Genomic DNA, 14,753 nt, shown 5'->3' on the forward strand with positions numbered 1-14,753 from the left:
GCTATGACAATGCAATTACAATTACTGATGTGAGTTTTGATAAGTAAAAAAAAAGCTTCTCCAGTAAGACCGGAAAAGCTTTTTGAATACTATTAATTCTGATTACCTGGTTTCAATTTCAGGAACTCCGATCCAGTGAAATTTCCTTTTGGTAAATCCTGGGGTCAGGTCTCCATCAATATTGAATCTTCTCAAGTCGATTAAACGGGTTCCTCTCCACGATAAGAATATTCTGCGTATAGCAGTAAGATCAGTTAAGGTAAGAACAGTTTGTGTTTGAATGTTAGATTGACCAGCAGGATCATATTTTACGATTACAGTGTTTACGTAATCAGTCGCATTTCCGGCGATTAAGCCACGGATAGCCAGTTCAGCTCTGATTAATTGCATTTCATCAAAATCAGTAACCAGTAAAGGATCTCTTTCTTTGAAGTAAGTTAAATGACCAGTGACCCTTAGGTGCTTTCACTACCGGGTTACGTGCTTTATCTGCTGTGGTTTTTAACACAGCTACCAGGGTAGGGTCTACGGCTGCATCTCTGCTATTGATACTCATTGCAGAAAAGAACGCATTGCTAACAGTACCTGCCGTATTTAAGAAAGCAAAGTTTTCCAGTGGTGTGAATGACTGATTGATATGAGCTGTTGCCAAAGCATAATTTTGTGTATGCACACCTAATTTGGTCAGTAAAGAGTGTAATAGTCTTTTTTCCTGCTCATTAGCTAAAGGTAAAGCCTCTTCCCAGTAACGCTGAGCTTTGGCATAAGCCTGCTCGTGAGTAACGAGCATATGATCAGCATACACTGCGTGGTTTGATTCACTTACAGTGAAATAATCTGCCAGCAGCATCCATGCATAACCTGCATGTAACCTTGCATTGATTAATGCACCCTGTTTAATTTTTATTTTATCAGCCTCTGCCGGATTCTGCTGATCGGCAAGACGGATCGCATCTTCTGCACGTGCCCGGTAATTTTGAACATTAGACCAGCTGCTAAAAAGAGATGTATTATCCGGGCTCAGTTTATCTTCATCCAGTTCTTTAAAGAAAGGAGAGTTAGGTACGGCTGTCGAAGTAATTTCATCTGCTATTGCACCTGAGGCAACTAACAGGTCAGAAGACGCAGTTGCTCCGGCACGCCATACGCCAGCAATTACAGGCCCGTTAACATAAAGTCCTTTATCAATACGGCCTAACATTTCCAGGCTTGTTAATTGAGATTCATCTACAGTATTATCTGGTGATTTTGGGGCATTGACCCATTTATTGCAGGATGAAAAGGTTAATGCAATGGAAACTACCGCTCCGATTCTAAAAAAAAATATTTTGTGTTCTTTAACATAATCATATTGTGTGAACAGACTGAAAATCAGCCCTGGTTAAAATCCAATGTTTAAACTAAAAGCATAAGTGCGGGGAGCAGGAACAGCTGTCCAGTCTGAAGACAAATAGCTGATACCTTTATTCCTTTTACTACCACCCTGAGAATCAATCTGAGGTTCCGCACCACCATAATTAGTGGTAAGCCACAGGTTATTTCCTGTTAAGGATACTATACAGCGTTTCAAGACACCATTGGTCTGTTTTTTTGCCCAGTTTCCCAGATCATAAGACAAGGTTAAATTGCTCAGTCTGATGAAATCAGCTTTCTGAATAAAGTCACCTCTTACACCTTCAACTTTTGATAATGCTGTAGCGGTTGAAATGTAATCAGCTGTGCCCGGTGTTAATGCTGCCAGTTGTGTTTTTAAAGTTTCTTTGGCTTCATAGTTATTCCCTTGTGAGGCTACGTTTCTGGCCGAGATATTATAAACTTTGGCTCCTTTTGAATAAGTGAACAATGTTTGTAAACGGAAGTTGTTGAACAATTGCAAGCCAAAACCAACCGAACCATTATAAGTAGGGAAAGGTTTGCCTAATTCTTGAAGCGGTCTTTGCTCCTGTATATACGCCTTTGGCGTCAAATACAGGCCCGTCAGAAAGATTTGAATAAAAAGCAAATGCTGGTAATCCCGCACGGATCAGGTTGACTGAACTTAAGATATCTTTATCACCAGAATTGATAACTTTATTAGACTGCTGATTGAAGATCGCATAAATATCCAGACTGTGTTTTTTATTCGCACTGGTGAACACTCTGCTGTTGTAAGAAATTTCTAATCCTTGTCCTTGTATTTTTCCAATATTTTCAGGGTAATCACCGCTTAAACTGGATGGAAAACCTAAAGATGGCAGTAAGGTCGTATATACAATTGCATCACGGGTATATTGTCTGTAATAGGTAAAGCTCAGTTTCTGCTTAAATAAGCTGAGATCAGTTCCGATTTCAAATTCACCTGTACGTTCTGGTTTAATATCAGGATTTCCTTTCCTTAGAGGTTTTACTATTGTTCCAAAAGAAGAATTTTCTACCAGGTAAGCAGTTTGTGCATCACCCAGGATAAGGCAGACGGCCGGATTCTCCATAGGCAGCCCTGAATTTCCATTCGTCTACTTTTCCTTTAAGAAAGTCCATACCGGCTACATTATAGGCAACACTTACAGTAGGGTACCAGATGCTGGCTACGTTTCTTCCAATCATATTGGAAACATCACGTCTTAATCCTGCATTGATAAACAATTTGTTATCATAACTCAAAAAAGCTTCTCCGTATAATCCGTGTGTACGCTTTTCAAAAGTATTATCAGTTGTACCTAAAATTTCTGCTGCTGAAGCGATATTACTGATTCCAGGAACTGCAAAATTACGAACACTGATTCCGGTAACTTTTTCGGATGCTTGTGTCATCTGAGAAAGGAAAGATAGGTTTAACTGCCATTTTGGGTTGAACACGAAATTACGGGAGAGCTTAAAATCCAGGTTCATGTTCTGGTTACGGCGGTTACTGATTTGTTTGCTTCCTGTATTGTTTGTTCCTTGCAAAAAGCCGTAAGGAAGGTAGTTTAAACCATCAATACGGTTCAGGTCTAAGCCAGCTAAACCTTCTGCTTTAATTTGGAAAGGGAAGGTGTAAGCTAATTTTAAGCTTCCTGTAAAACGGTCATTTTCATATTCTTTCTGGATTGCACGCCAGCTTTCTTCTGCGATAAATGGCCATGGCTGACGGTCACGCATCAGGTTCCAGATTGCATCGTCGCGTCCTGAAGCAGATTGCGGAATGCTTAGTTTTCCTTTAACATAACCTGCTGTCAATGATAATTTGAAGCGATCTTTAACAAAGTCATAACCTGTACGGACTGTTTGCCTTTTATCTTGATTTCCTGGAACAATACCTGCGTTTTTATTGGTATTTGCAGAAAAGAAAATGCTGTTACTTTCATCAATTTGTGAAGTTACATTGGCGTATAATTGCTGCTCTGTCCCTTTTCTGAAAAAATCATTTAAAGGGTCATTATTTACAAACTGATCATATTTTCTGGCCAGTTCACTAAAACTGCTGTATATTTTACATTGACAGCGATCCCTTTTTTGCCATTTAAACCGCGTTTTGTCTGAATGACCACCACACCGTTTGCAGCCTCTGCACCATATGATGCTGCTGCTGCCGGGCCTTTGATTACATCTATGGATTCAATATCGTTTAATGGCAAATCGTTCAATGCGCTCATTGCTTCCTGCGATGAATTGATATCTGACGTGTTACTGCTGCCATAACGTACTCCGTCAATGAAAATCAGCGGATCACGTTCCATACTGAATGTGGCGGAAGAACGGATGTCAAAACGAATTGGCATACCAACTTTACCATTGGTATTATAAACTTGTGCCCCACTGATTCTCCCGTTAACAATATCTGCTAATGAAGAAGGGTTACTTGTTGCAACAATTGCAGCTGCATTAATGTGATCTATATTTGTACCGATTGCTTTTTTACTTCTTGAATTTGCTAAACTGGCAGTTACCATTACTTCTTGTAGTTCCAGACCCGGTTCAGAGAAATATCAATTTGCTGACCTGCTTTGACAACGGTATATTGTTTTTGAAAATGCTTATAGCCGATCATCTTAACGATCAGTGTTTCGCCTGCTTGCAGCTGTAAAGTAAATTTACCCTGTTCATCTGCCATTACACCTTTTCCAGGATGTTCCTTAACGGTAATACTGGCTCCTATAATAGTCTCTTTTGTGTTTTTATCGTAGACCGTACCTTTAATGACCTGTGCCTTGATTGCAGAGCAAAGGGTCATGGATATTCCTAAAATGGTAAAAAATTTAATCATATGGTGTGTTTAATAGTGATCATGAGCCAGCTTTTTGGGCTAACTGTAGTCAAATTCATGTGTTTCTGGTTAAGTTTAATCGTCTGATAATGTTGTTGTTAGGTTACTTATTTAGTGTTAGTCTAAATAATAATTAGCGGCCGCAAAGATAAGAATTAATTAAAACTGGGCAAGAGGGGCGTGAGAAATAAATCTGAGTCAGAGAAATTACAAGAAGTGATTATTGATAAAGTACTTCATAAAAAGAGGTAAAGACTATTCGTTCTGCAGTATAAGGGAGGGGGCTGGTACTGATCGGTTTGACATTTAAGTTGGAAGGGGGTTGGAAGGGGTAATCGCCCTTCCAACCCCCTTCCAACTTAAATGGCTTACGTATGTTAAGCAGTCACTTAATAAGTTGTCTGCAGTTGGGGTTTATTCCTGTTGGTTTTGTTTAATGTCAGAAAGTATACATCTGCAAAATATCATTTGACGTAAGTGCTTTGGACAACTAAACCAAGCCCTATGAAAGCATGTAGAATAATGTCATTAATGATCGAAACGGAAAGTAAAGCTGTAGAATGGAAAGCGCGTAACGGACTAAATATTTTGCGAATATCGCTAGGGCTTATTTTTATATGGTTTGGCGTACTCAAGTTTTTTCCCGGCGTGAGTGCTGCCGAAATTATAGCAGGTCGGACAATAGAGAAGTTAACTTTTGGAATTATACTATACTTCCACCAGTTTTTCTCTTCCTTTACTAGCTATATGGGAATGCATCATAGGACTTGGGCTTATCTCGAAAAAATGGCTTGGACTTACCTTGTTATTACTTTATTTTCAGATGATTGGCACTTTTTTACCTTTGGTTTTTTTTACGGATGAAACTTTCGTACATAGCTTATTTATACCAACGTTACTTGGTCAGTATATCATTAAAAATATTGTATTACTTTCTGGTGGTATTGTTATTGGGGCAACAGTTAAAGGAAGGGGATTTATGCCTGTTAAAGAGAAATATGAATGGGTAGTACTATCTTTAAATAAAAAACCATGATTATTTACAGGCCGATAGCTATCGATATGGTCAGCAGACTTAATGAAATTGACCGTTCTGAATTTATCGATGTTTTATATCATGTAAACGGTGATAGATTGTCTGAGACGGAAGCGGATTATGAATATGCCGGGTGGACTAGTGAAGAATTAAAAGAAATAAAAAAGCAATACATTTTCGAACTGACCAATGGTGGAACGGCCGTCGGAGCATTTGATCAGGATCTTCTGGTAGGTTTTGGGGTCCTGGGACATCGGTTTATGGGTAAAAACCTTGATCAGTTAGCTGTAGATCTGATGTATGTGTCCAGAAACCACAGGAGACAGGGGATCGGATCGGAGATTTTAAAAATGCTCAGTACAGAAGCAAAAAACAGAGGAGCGGAGTATCTGTATATCTCTTCTACGGAAACAAAATCTGCTGTTTCTTTTTACAGTAAAAACGGGAGTGCAGTTACAAAGGTTGTTGATGAAGTTCTTTTTAATAAAGAACCTAAGGATATACATATGGTTATGAAGCTGGACTAATCAAATTACCTATAGTTTTAATTGCATTATTGATCTGATTTGTCCACGGCAGACCATAACTGAGACGCAGACAATTATTGTATTGATTCTGTAGTGTGAACATGCGGCCTGGTGCAAAACTGATTTTCATTTTTATGGTTTTATCATAAAGTTCAGTGTATTAATTTTAGGACCAAGTTCTACCCATAACATGAAACCGCCCTGTGGCCTGCTGATTTTTGTCCCTTCCGGAAAATATTTGCTGATTGCCTCGATATAATTCAGACGGTTATTATTTAATGTAACCCTTAATTTCTTCAGATGACTTTCATAACGGTCTCTTTCCAGAAAACCAGCAACCGCTTCTTGCATGAGTGTTGTAGAAGATATAGCTGTAGCAAATTTAACGCGCCTGATTTGTTCTGTAAATTTACCGGGTGTAAGCCAGCCAACACGATATCCCGGAGCCAGTGTTTTAGATACTGAACTGCATAAAAGTACTAACCCGCTTTCATCATATGTTTTGCAATTTGTTGGTCTTTCTGCGCCAAAATAGAGGTCACCGTACATATCATTTTCTATCAATGGAACATGATAATGTTCGATCAGTCTGACTACTTCTTTTTTATGTTCGGATGGCATTGTACCACCCATTGGATTACTGAAATTACTGATTAGTAAAAACAAAGATTAATCTTATTTTTACGCAGCGCAATTTTTAAAGCTTCGATCTCTATTCCTGTTTCAGGATGGGTGGGAAGTTCCATTACATTTAATCCCAAACTTAAAGCTAATTGTAAAATACCAAAGTAGACCGGACTTTCGACTGCAATAGTATCACCTCTTTGGGTGAGTGCAATAATGGCCTGAAGCATGGCACCAGTGCATCCGGCAGTAGTCATAATATCATTTTCTGTAAGTTTTCCATCCCATGTAGCTGATAAACGGGCAATTTGCCTGCGGAGTTTTTGGTTTCCCCCATCACATGTTCATAGCCTGAGCCATGCTCTTCAAGGGTATGTATAGCATGGCTGACTGCTTTATTCAATTTAGATAGCGGTAAGAGTTCTGTAGCTGGTACACCGAGCGAAAGCATAATATGATCAGAGCTGATTCCATCATAAACTTTGCTGACAATGTTAGAGGTGTCTTCATTTCCAAGATATAAGGATGGATTACTTTTATTTGGAAGTGCGTTTGTTTGAGGTATATAACTTACATAGTAACCGGATTTGGGTACGGAGCGAATCAGGCTTTTGCTTTCTAAAAGATAATAAGCTTGAAGGGCGGTACTCATACTCACCTTGTATTGTTGACATGTTGCTCTTATTGAAGGTAGTTTGTTTCCTAAAATAAGCACGTTTGAATGAATTTGATGCGTTAAGTTAGCTGCTATGGTTTCATATAAATGCTTGTGGGTCTCAGGGGTAGCGTGTTTCATTTTTGCAACTGTTATGGTTAAAATAGTTAAAACTGTATCTGTACTGGTTTCTCTAAAAATAGGAAATTTGTTTAAAAGATAAATCAGCATATGAACCAAGAATCTGTAACCGGACTTGTTGAGTTAAAAACGGCAACTACTGACCAGCATTTCCTTCAGATACTGGCTTTACAAAAGGAGAATTTGTACAGCTCGATTAGTTTGGAACAGCAGCTACAGCAGGGATTTGTGTTTGCAGAACATATAATCTGGAGCTATTGAAAAAGATGGCAGGCCATTTACCACAGGTTATAGCGACATGTAATGATCTGGTGATTGGATATAATCTGGCGATGCCTGTTGCTATGAGAAATGACTTAACAAGCCTGATCCCTATGTTTAATGAATTTGACCGGTGCATTTACCATGGGAAATTGTTAACCAGTTATAATTATATGGTAGGAGGACAGGTCTGTGTTCACAAAGACTTCAGAGGACAGGGTTTACTTAGTCAGTTATACCATGAAACCAGGAGTAAATTACTGGTTGACTATCAGTTGTGTGTTACAGAGATCTCAACGAGAAATATTAATTCGTTAAAAATTCATCAGAAAATGGGTTTTGAGATCATAGGAACTTATCGTGATGAAAAGGAATTGTGGAATGTTGTAGCATGGGAATTTTAAGATAAAAATCAGAAACATCTGTTTTTTTATTTTTCACTAAAACATTTTAATTACTAGCGTAATTAAAATTATATTTGTGACTATGACCAAGACTAAACAACTTATACTATTATTGATTTGTGCGGTAACCGTATTTACTGCTTGTTCTAAACCAGAAAAAAGAAATACTGAAGACTTTGATGAAGCCGGACAATTTATCAAGGATACTACTGCAATCAGAACCTTTATAACCTCGAGAAAAATTCCGGCACTAAAAGATGAAAAAACGGGATTGTTCTACCAGATTTTAACTCCGGGAAATGGTAAGGCTACTTACAAAGGTGCGGTCACTGTAAATTATACAGGGAGTTTATTGGATGGGACAGTTATTGATGAAACTAAGGGCAGTCCCCGTACTTTTAAACCATTGGGTGAACTTATTTTAGGCTGGCAAATCGGAATACCTTTGATCCAGCCAGGTGGAAGGATAAGATTGATTATCCCTTCGGGATTAGGTTATGGAAACGATAGGACAAAGCCTTTTGCACCAAATTCAAATCTTGATTTTACTATTGATGTAATCAGCGCAGATTAAGCTTCTATCATATTTTAAAAGGACGGCCCTAAAAAGGCCGTCTTTTTTTTTTGTTCCGAATAAATTTTTCATTACAAATAGGGGTATTATACTGTATAGGCGTTTTAAGGGAACAAACGACATAAAATATAATACCATGATAGTAGAATCAAGTAAAAACGCACTGTTTATCATTCTTGCAGGAGTAATCATCGCATCAATGGTTGTTCTGATAGGCGGTTAGATAATAATGATAGAATAGGTTTTCTAATGCGCTAAATTTTCAGTAAAATTAGCTTGAAATTATGGCGCTATTTAAACGTAAATCACAGATCGATGATGATCTCGGTTTTGGTACTCAACCAATAACCGGAGATCAGAGAATGATGAATCCAGACGGGTCTTCGAATATAAGACGGATTGGCCTGCCATTGATCAGGACCTCTGATACTTACAACTGGCTGATCTCCATGACCTGGAAGAAATTCTTGTTGATACTCCTGATTGCTTATCTGCTTGTTAATACTTTTTGCCTCATTATATGTGCTGATTGGTATTGAGCATCTTAAAGGTGCTGGGGGAATCACTCCAAGAGATCATTTCTTTGACGCATTTTTCTTTTCAGCACAGACTATTTCTACAGTTGGTTATGGACATATCAGTCCGGATGGCTTTCTAACAAGTTGTCTGGCTGCATTTGAATCTATGCTTGGGTTACTAGCTTTTGCATTGGCGACAGGGTTGTTATATGGCCGGTTTTCCCGGCCTACTGCTAAAGTTGTTTATAGTGAAAACATGGTGATTGCTCCTTATAAAGATATCAAAGGTTTGATGTTCAGACTTGCCAATTTAAGAAATAATCAACTGATAGAAATTGAAATACAGGTTGTGCTTTCTTATAATGAGACTATCGATGACGGAAAAAAAAGAAGGTTTTATCCTTTGGATCTGGAGCGGGCAAAGATTGGTCTGCTTACCATGAGCTGGACTGTTGTTCATCCTATAGATGAAAACAGTCCATTGTACGAAAAAACACCGGAAGAGTTAGCAGAAGCCGAAGTAGAAATATTGGTACTGGTAAAAGCATTCGATGATACTTTTTCCCAAACCGTTCATACCCGTACTTCTTATAAAGATGAAGATATCATCCATAATGCCAGGTTTGCTACTATCTTTTCAAGAGATAGTAATGGTCAGTTAATCCTTGATCTATCAAAAATAGGGAGCATAGAAAAACTGAACTAGACCAATATAACTACTTTTCCCTGAGTTCTTCCACTTTCCAGTTGAAGATGGGCTTCTGGTAATTCCTCAAAAGTATAAGTTTTGAATATATGCGATTTCAGGATTCCTCTCTCAAGAAGATCAGCTAGCTGCTGCATATCAGATCCATTAGAAGTAACCGGGAAATAAATTGCATTCAGACCTCTCTCTTTTGCAAGTTCCAGCGTGGCTTTTGGGGCCGTTAATTCGGCTGACCCGGATTCTTTATCGGGAATCAGATTGATAATTGTACCTTTTTTATTCAGGATCTCAAGTGATCTGATAAAATTTTCTCCCCCGATAGTCTCCAGTATAATATCAAATTTATCAGCTGTTTCTTCAAATTTCTGCATATGATAATCAATATGAGCATCGGCTCCCAGTTCCACTACAAAGTTTCGGTTTGCTGCTGATGATGTACCGGTTACATGTGCTCCGATATGATGTGCGATCTGAACTGCATAATGACCAACTCCGCCAGATGCCCCATGGATTAATACCCGGTCATTTTGTTTAATATTAACGTGTTTTGTTAATGCCTGCCATGCTGTAAGCGCGGCTAGGGTTGCTGCTGCTGCCTCTGGATGGGAGATGTTTGCTGGTTTTATGGCTAAATGATTTTCGGGAGCAGTTACATATTCTGCATAAGCTTTTCCGTGTCCTACAAAATTAACCATTCCAAAAACATCATCATTCACTTTGAAATTCACCACGTCTTTTCCAATAGCGATGACTGTTCCTGAAATGTCCCAGCCTAAATCAATGGCCCTAAATGCTGCAAGGTGGGATAAAGCGCATTGCCTGCCCTTGTTTTTACATCTACCGGATTGATGCTGATAGCCTTTGTTTTGATTAATACTTCATCATTTGCCGGTATAGGTACAGGTAATTCTGATAATAACATGTTTTTAATACTGCCTGGTTCTTTTAGTATATAAGCCTTCATAATTTTGTTCATTCGATAAAAAACAAAGCTATCAGATCAATATATTTACAGCAAGTATGCACTTTTAAGTACTCTACATACCAAAAAGATACTATGTTGATATACAGGTTTTAATGAATATTGTTATGACGAAAATAAAACAATCCGGTTATGTATGCAGCCTGGATTATGCTTTTCAAAGAGTGGGAGGAAAGTATAAAGGACGTATTATCTGGCATCTGAGTGAAGAGAATGTACTGAGATATGGGGAGCTTCGTAAAATTCTGTGGGATATTACGCCAAAGATGCTGACTCAGACATTGAGAGAACTGGAAAATGACGGGCTTGTTCATCGTGAGGTGTATCACGAAGTTCCGCCAAAAGTAGAATACTCACTGAAAGATGCTGGTAAAGAATTAATCCCCTTTATCAATTACCTGAGAGAGTGGGGAGAAATGCAGATGGCTAAACAAGGAATGATTTAAGAAAAATGTTTTTTAACGATTAAATTCATAAATTAGTTAAAAAATATAACCCTATGAAAACTTCTTATCTAATGTATTTATTAATCGTTTTAATAATACCTTCCTGTAAAATGAAAAAAACAGTAATACAGCCTGTTGCGGCTACAGACTCTTTTATGCCGATGCAAATCGGAAACAAATGGTCGCATGGGGCACATTCTTATACAGAAATTCAGGATACTGTAAGAATTGGTAAACAGCTATATTATAAGTTTTATTCTCTGGTTGGAGGAGATGCAACTGATACCAAGTATTTTAGAATTGATGAAAACAATCAGTTACTGGAATCTTATCCTGATCAGCCAGGAGTTGTTTACGTGCATGCAAAATTTAATGCGAACGTAAATGATGTTTTTTTTACATTAAATGATAAGAGTACAAATGATTACCAGGTTAAGCTGGTAGAGAAGACTGCTAACCGGAGGACTTTTGAATTTGATATGGTTTATCATCCAAATTTAAAAGGCAGCACGCATAAAGTGAGCTATCTTAAAGGCATTGGTCTGGATGATGACTGGACAAGTATCAGAATAAATGGAAAAATAATTAAGTAGTTTTTTTAAATGTTCCATATGAATTGTTTTTTCAATTCATATGGAACATTTAAATGAGGTGTATTTTTAACACTTGTTTAAAATAAATGTCAAAAAAGTTACAATAATAAATGTTCGTTCTGTATATTAGAGTGTTACGATCTACCTAACATTCAACCCTATGAACAAAAATTTGAAAAACTTCGCTTTTATTGCGCTAGCCGCAGTAGTGATTACATCGTGCTCTAAAACCAAAGAAGCACCTGTGAATCCAGATCCTCAAATCCAGAAAACTGAAAAGGTAGCAGCCTATATTCAGAGCCTGGGATTCCCTGCCTCATCTATTGTAGATAACGGTGATCATTATGTTGTAGAAGAAGATATTATCTTCCCGAAAAATATGGTAATCCCTGAAGGTCAGCCAAAAACTGAACAGTACTATACCGGAAGCCTGGTAAATGCAACCAATAAAAAAAATATACGTGTAAAAGTCGATGCTTCAATGACCAGTATGAATGCAGAAGTAACCTCTGCAGTTAATCAATGGAATGCAATTACAGCATCTACTGTTCGTTTTTCAATCGTTACTGGCACTAGTTATGATATCCTGATCAAAGATGAAAATCTTGGTAATGGTGTTTGCGGTCAGGGAACATTCCCTTCTGGCGGCGCTGCGGGTAATCTGATCAAAATTAACAAGGCATATATTGCCGCGAATAGTTTTGCACAGCGTCAAAGAACAATTACACATGAGCTTGGACATAATATTTCATTAGAGACACACTAACTGGTCTTCTATTGGTGAAGGTACTGCCACACCTGTACCGGGAGTTGGTGGAACGGATGCTTCGTCACTGATGAATGGCGGTCAATGTAATTCGGGTGCTACTGTATTGTCTACAAAAGATAAACAAGCAACTGTTGCATTATATCCATAGTATTTAACCAGAAAAAAAAAAAAAAATAAATTATGATCGTAACTTATTCAGGATAGATGACTCTAACATAATAAGGTCATCTGTCCTGCTTAAGATTATTATATATGAAACTAGTATTGTTAGTGTTGTTTTTTCCCCTTTTTTGCTTTGCCCAGAATGGTCAAAAGAAAATGTCTGATGGAGCTGTGGATAGTATCCCTGGGACTTCGATAGTTCTAAAGAACTATGAGGTGATTTTTCAGAAAGTTTATACTTCTAAATTAATGGCGGATAAATTAGGTGAAAAGCTTTTTACGCTCTTATCCACTACGAAAGGTTTCAAATTTGACCGGCGTATTTCTCCGCAGCTGGTGGTGAGCTTATTGGGAAATTGATCCAATACGATGTTGACGTTCAAAGATATACAGAAAACACTATTTTTGGAATGATGGGGATTGTAAATAGCCCTTTGAATGCTTCGGTGGTTATTCATGTTAAAGATTTTAAATATCGTGTTACTGTTTCTGACGTTAGTTATACTCGTGTAGATACAGCAGGTAGATCCAGCGACATTAAATTAAGTGACTATATGACTAAAAATAACCGCAGCCGGTTTGGAACGGCAAAATCAGATTTGAAACTGGCCAGGGTTATTAATCAGGATTTTTCTGATAAATTTGATCTGCAAAAATCTAATTTAACAGATGATTTCTAAAAACCATATCAATTGAATTTTAAACTGGCTCTTATACTATTGATGTTCTTCTTTGGGCGGCATTGTAATTTCTGATGAATATAAAAAGCCAGCTTATACCAAGGAAAGCATATGTACCCAGAATAGCTACTGAAAGCGGTGTAACGGCATTCGTTACATTTTTTTTAGTAGTCATGAAGAGCGTCAGAATTGATAGACCTATTCCAGCACCAAGAAAATAAGAAGTAGTTGCCAGGCTTGAAGCCAGGCCATAATGCTTACTTGGGATGTCCTGAATTGAAAGTACAGATAAACTTGTGTAGCTAATGGTCATTCCTAATCCTGAAACGAATGCAGCAGAAAGCAATATTAAGAATAGTGAATAGCCTGCCAGCATAGAACCAATTAACAAAACTGCGCCGGTTAACATCATTGTCATCCCTATAAAAGCGGTCTGACCTGTATGAAATCTTTTCATTAAAGGAGGTAAAGCGAATTTGGCAACGACTGCGGATAAAATACTAAAAGGTACTAAAAGAAGGCCGGATTTAGCGGCACTGAAGCCCATGTCCTTCTGTAGCAATAAGGAGATAAGGAATAGATAACCGGTGAAAAATGAACCTAGTAAAAAGAAGATACCATTTGATGTAACTACAGCCCGGGAACGGAAAATAGACAAATCTATTAAAGGCACTTCCAAAGTGGTAAGGCGCTTAAATAATAGCTTCATACAAATTGCAATACCAGCTGCAAGACTTATTAGTAAAAGATAATGTTTTTGAAAATTACCCAGTTCATGTACACCGTAACTCAGCATCAGCAAAGCTGCTACCAGTAAAAAACCTGAAATAAGATCTGGTGATTTTTTTGTTTCCCTCGCAGGATCTCTGTCAAGATAGTACCAGGATAAAATAATCACCATGGCCAGAACGGGTACGTTGATCAGGAAAACCCAATGCCAGCCCCAGTAGGTACTGATGATACCTCCGATTGATAAACCGCTTCCTGATCCGATAGCGGCAAAGGAACTGAAAATCCCTATTGCTTTACTACGTTCGTGTTTTTCGGTAAAGGTATGAGTGACTATTGATAAAGCCGAAGGCATAATTAAAGCAGCAGCTAAACCTTGTACAGCCCGGTAAAAAGCTAATATCCCAAATGAACCTGAAAGTCCGGCTCCAAGGGAGGTCAGTAAAAATAAGGAAGCACCAATCATAAAGATGGTTTTCCTGCCAATAATGTCAGATAGTTTCCCTCCAATAATCAGGAAACCGCCATACAGCAATACATAAAGTGTTTGCAGCCATTGTACCTGATCGTTACTGATATTAAACTGTGATTGTATGGAAGGAATAGTAAGATTAATAATAGCGATATCCAGTGCTTCTACGAAAATACCCATCGAAGCAATGGTGAGAATAAGGTTCTTTTTTGAAATCATAAATTGATATTGTTCTTTCAAATATATTTATAT

At 37.9% G+C, this 14,753-nt stretch carries 26 protein-coding genes; 12 read left to right on the plus strand and 14 right to left on the minus strand.

The window, feature by feature from the left end; translation table 11 throughout:
• Nucleotides 1-102: 102 nt before the first annotated feature.
• The 7 genes from ACWYN3_RS38370 to ACWYN3_RS38400 all read right to left on the minus strand — a co-directional run bounded on the left by ACWYN3_RS38370 (nucleotide 103) and on the right by ACWYN3_RS38400 (nucleotide 4,222).
• Nucleotides 103-390, minus strand: coding sequence for a hypothetical protein (locus ACWYN3_RS38370; RefSeq protein ID WP_456218887.1), 288 nt, complete (start codon nucleotides 388-390; stop codon nucleotides 103-105).
• Nucleotides 391-400: 10 nt separating this feature from the next.
• On the minus strand, nucleotides 401-1,201 hold the full coding sequence (locus ACWYN3_RS38375) for a hypothetical protein (protein WP_456218888.1): 801 nt from the start codon (nucleotides 1,199-1,201) through the stop codon (nucleotides 401-403).
• A gap of 180 nt (nucleotides 1,202-1,381) precedes the next feature.
• On the minus strand, nucleotides 1,382-1,966 hold the full coding sequence (locus ACWYN3_RS38380) for a hypothetical protein (protein WP_456218889.1): 585 nt from the start codon (nucleotides 1,964-1,966) through the stop codon (nucleotides 1,382-1,384).
• Nucleotides 1,896-2,468 (minus strand): TonB-dependent receptor domain-containing protein, encoded by a 573-nt coding sequence (locus ACWYN3_RS38385; protein WP_456218890.1) that lies wholly within the window; start codon nucleotides 2,466-2,468, stop codon nucleotides 1,896-1,898. The genes ACWYN3_RS38380 and ACWYN3_RS38385 overlap by 71 nt, the downstream gene beginning before the upstream one ends.
• Nucleotides 2,434-3,195 (minus strand): TonB-dependent receptor domain-containing protein, encoded by a 762-nt coding sequence (locus ACWYN3_RS38390; protein ID WP_456218891.1) that lies wholly within the window; start codon nucleotides 3,193-3,195, stop codon nucleotides 2,434-2,436. The genes ACWYN3_RS38385 and ACWYN3_RS38390 overlap by 35 nt, the downstream gene beginning before the upstream one ends.
• A gap of 203 nt (nucleotides 3,196-3,398) precedes the next feature.
• A complete protein-coding gene (locus ACWYN3_RS38395; RefSeq protein WP_456218892.1) occupies nucleotides 3,399-3,908 on the minus strand; it encodes a TonB-dependent receptor plug domain-containing protein in 510 nt (169 codons plus the stop codon).
• Nucleotides 3,908-4,222 (minus strand): carboxypeptidase-like regulatory domain-containing protein, encoded by a 315-nt coding sequence (locus ACWYN3_RS38400; protein WP_456218893.1) that lies wholly within the window; start codon nucleotides 4,220-4,222, stop codon nucleotides 3,908-3,910. The genes ACWYN3_RS38395 and ACWYN3_RS38400 overlap by 1 nt, the downstream gene beginning before the upstream one ends.
• 697 nt (nucleotides 4,223-4,919) lie before the next feature.
• On the opposite strand from ACWYN3_RS38400, the gene ACWYN3_RS38405 reads away from it, so the two are divergent.
• Nucleotides 4,920-5,258: a hypothetical protein gene (locus tag ACWYN3_RS38405; protein WP_456218894.1), complete on the plus strand. Its 339-nt coding sequence runs from the start codon at nucleotides 4,920-4,922 to the stop codon at nucleotides 5,256-5,258.
• Nucleotides 5,255-5,785 (plus strand): GNAT family N-acetyltransferase, encoded by a 531-nt coding sequence (locus tag ACWYN3_RS38410; RefSeq protein ID WP_456218895.1) that lies wholly within the window; start codon nucleotides 5,255-5,257, stop codon nucleotides 5,783-5,785. The genes ACWYN3_RS38405 and ACWYN3_RS38410 overlap by 4 nt, the downstream gene beginning before the upstream one ends.
• On the opposite strand, the gene ACWYN3_RS38415 is transcribed toward ACWYN3_RS38410, so the two are convergent.
• From ACWYN3_RS38415 to ACWYN3_RS38430, 4 genes are read right to left on the minus strand one after another with little or no spacing between them, the layout of a single operon-like run.
• Entirely contained in the window at nucleotides 5,769-5,915 is a 147-nt protein-coding gene (locus ACWYN3_RS38415) for a hypothetical protein (RefSeq protein WP_456218896.1), read from the minus strand. The genes ACWYN3_RS38410 and ACWYN3_RS38415 overlap by 17 nt on opposite strands.
• Nucleotides 5,916-5,917: 2 nt before the next feature.
• Nucleotides 5,918-6,451 carry an aminotransferase class I/II-fold pyridoxal phosphate-dependent enzyme gene (locus ACWYN3_RS38420; RefSeq protein WP_456218897.1) on the minus strand — a complete coding sequence of 178 codons (534 nt, stop codon included), beginning with the start codon at nucleotides 6,449-6,451 and terminating at the stop codon, nucleotides 5,918-5,920.
• Nucleotides 6,439-6,717 carry an aminotransferase class I/II-fold pyridoxal phosphate-dependent enzyme gene (locus ACWYN3_RS38425; protein WP_456223298.1) on the minus strand — a complete coding sequence of 93 codons (279 nt, stop codon included), beginning with the start codon at nucleotides 6,715-6,717 and terminating at the stop codon, nucleotides 6,439-6,441. The genes ACWYN3_RS38420 and ACWYN3_RS38425 overlap by 13 nt, the downstream gene beginning before the upstream one ends.
• Nucleotides 6,663-7,295: a GntR family transcriptional regulator gene (locus ACWYN3_RS38430; RefSeq protein ID WP_456218898.1), complete on the minus strand. Its 633-nt coding sequence runs from the start codon at nucleotides 7,293-7,295 to the stop codon at nucleotides 6,663-6,665. Before ACWYN3_RS38430 ends, ACWYN3_RS38425 begins: the two co-directional genes overlap by 55 nt.
• Here ACWYN3_RS38430 and ACWYN3_RS38435 point away from each other — a divergent pair, their 5' ends adjacent.
• The 5 genes from ACWYN3_RS38435 to ACWYN3_RS38455 all read left to right on the plus strand — a co-directional run bounded on the left by ACWYN3_RS38435 (nucleotide 7,296) and on the right by ACWYN3_RS38455 (nucleotide 9,668).
• Nucleotides 7,296-7,466 carry a hypothetical protein gene (locus ACWYN3_RS38435; protein WP_456218899.1) on the plus strand — a complete coding sequence of 57 codons (171 nt, stop codon included), beginning with the start codon at nucleotides 7,296-7,298 and terminating at the stop codon, nucleotides 7,464-7,466.
• Nucleotides 7,463-7,870, plus strand: a complete 408-nt coding sequence (locus tag ACWYN3_RS38440) for an N-acetyltransferase family protein (RefSeq protein WP_456218900.1) — start codon at nucleotides 7,463-7,465, stop codon at nucleotides 7,868-7,870. Before ACWYN3_RS38435 ends, ACWYN3_RS38440 begins: the two co-directional genes overlap by 4 nt.
• Nucleotides 7,871-7,952: 82 nt before the next feature.
• Nucleotides 7,953-8,444: an FKBP-type peptidyl-prolyl cis-trans isomerase gene (locus ACWYN3_RS38445; RefSeq protein ID WP_456218901.1), complete on the plus strand. Its 492-nt coding sequence runs from the start codon at nucleotides 7,953-7,955 to the stop codon at nucleotides 8,442-8,444.
• 284 nt (nucleotides 8,445-8,728) lie between these two features.
• Nucleotides 8,729-8,983 carry a hypothetical protein gene (locus tag ACWYN3_RS38450; protein ID WP_456218902.1) on the plus strand — a complete coding sequence of 85 codons (255 nt, stop codon included), beginning with the start codon at nucleotides 8,729-8,731 and terminating at the stop codon, nucleotides 8,981-8,983.
• Nucleotides 8,967-9,668, plus strand: a complete 702-nt coding sequence (locus tag ACWYN3_RS38455) for an ion channel (protein ID WP_456218903.1) — start codon at nucleotides 8,967-8,969, stop codon at nucleotides 9,666-9,668. The genes ACWYN3_RS38450 and ACWYN3_RS38455 overlap by 17 nt, the downstream gene beginning before the upstream one ends.
• Here ACWYN3_RS38455 and ACWYN3_RS38460 read toward each other — a convergent pair.
• Both ACWYN3_RS38460 and ACWYN3_RS38465 read right to left on the minus strand, forming a co-directional pair.
• On the minus strand, nucleotides 9,665-10,396 hold the full coding sequence (locus tag ACWYN3_RS38460; RefSeq protein ID WP_456218904.1) for an NADP-dependent oxidoreductase: 732 nt from the start codon (nucleotides 10,394-10,396) through the stop codon (nucleotides 9,665-9,667). The two genes, ACWYN3_RS38455 and ACWYN3_RS38460, sit on opposite strands and share 4 nt — an antisense overlap.
• A gap of 44 nt (nucleotides 10,397-10,440) precedes the next feature.
• Complete coding sequence (locus ACWYN3_RS38465) at nucleotides 10,441-10,632, minus strand: hypothetical protein (protein ID WP_456218905.1); 192 nt, start codon at nucleotides 10,630-10,632, stop codon at nucleotides 10,441-10,443.
• A gap of 125 nt (nucleotides 10,633-10,757) precedes the next feature.
• On the opposite strand from ACWYN3_RS38465, the gene ACWYN3_RS38470 reads away from it, so the two are divergent.
• From ACWYN3_RS38470 to ACWYN3_RS38490, 5 genes are all read left to right on the plus strand, one after another.
• On the plus strand, nucleotides 10,758-11,096 hold the full coding sequence (locus tag ACWYN3_RS38470; protein ID WP_456218906.1) for a winged helix-turn-helix transcriptional regulator: 339 nt from the start codon (nucleotides 10,758-10,760) through the stop codon (nucleotides 11,094-11,096).
• 110 nt (nucleotides 11,097-11,206) lie between these two features.
• Entirely contained in the window at nucleotides 11,207-11,689 is a 483-nt protein-coding gene (locus ACWYN3_RS38475) for a hypothetical protein (protein WP_456218907.1), read from the plus strand.
• A gap of 160 nt (nucleotides 11,690-11,849) precedes the next feature.
• Nucleotides 11,850-12,455: a M57 family metalloprotease gene (locus ACWYN3_RS38480; RefSeq protein ID WP_456218908.1), complete on the plus strand. Its 606-nt coding sequence runs from the start codon at nucleotides 11,850-11,852 to the stop codon at nucleotides 12,453-12,455.
• 321 nt (nucleotides 12,456-12,776) lie between these two features.
• Nucleotides 12,777-12,980, plus strand: a complete 204-nt coding sequence (locus ACWYN3_RS38485) for a hypothetical protein (RefSeq protein ID WP_456218909.1) — start codon at nucleotides 12,777-12,779, stop codon at nucleotides 12,978-12,980.
• Nucleotides 12,977-13,300 carry a hypothetical protein gene (locus ACWYN3_RS38490; protein WP_456218910.1) on the plus strand — a complete coding sequence of 108 codons (324 nt, stop codon included), beginning with the start codon at nucleotides 12,977-12,979 and terminating at the stop codon, nucleotides 13,298-13,300. Before ACWYN3_RS38485 ends, ACWYN3_RS38490 begins: the two co-directional genes overlap by 4 nt.
• Before the next feature lie 31 nt (nucleotides 13,301-13,331).
• Here ACWYN3_RS38490 and ACWYN3_RS38495 read toward each other — a convergent pair whose 3' ends face one another.
• The gene (locus ACWYN3_RS38495; protein ID WP_456218911.1) at nucleotides 13,332-14,720 is read right to left on the minus strand and encodes an MFS transporter; all 1,389 of its coding nucleotides are present in this window, start codon (nucleotides 14,718-14,720) and stop codon (nucleotides 13,332-13,334) included.
• Nucleotides 14,721-14,753: the final 33 nt, after the last annotated feature.

Source organism: Pedobacter sp. NJ-S-72 (assembly GCF_053890575.1).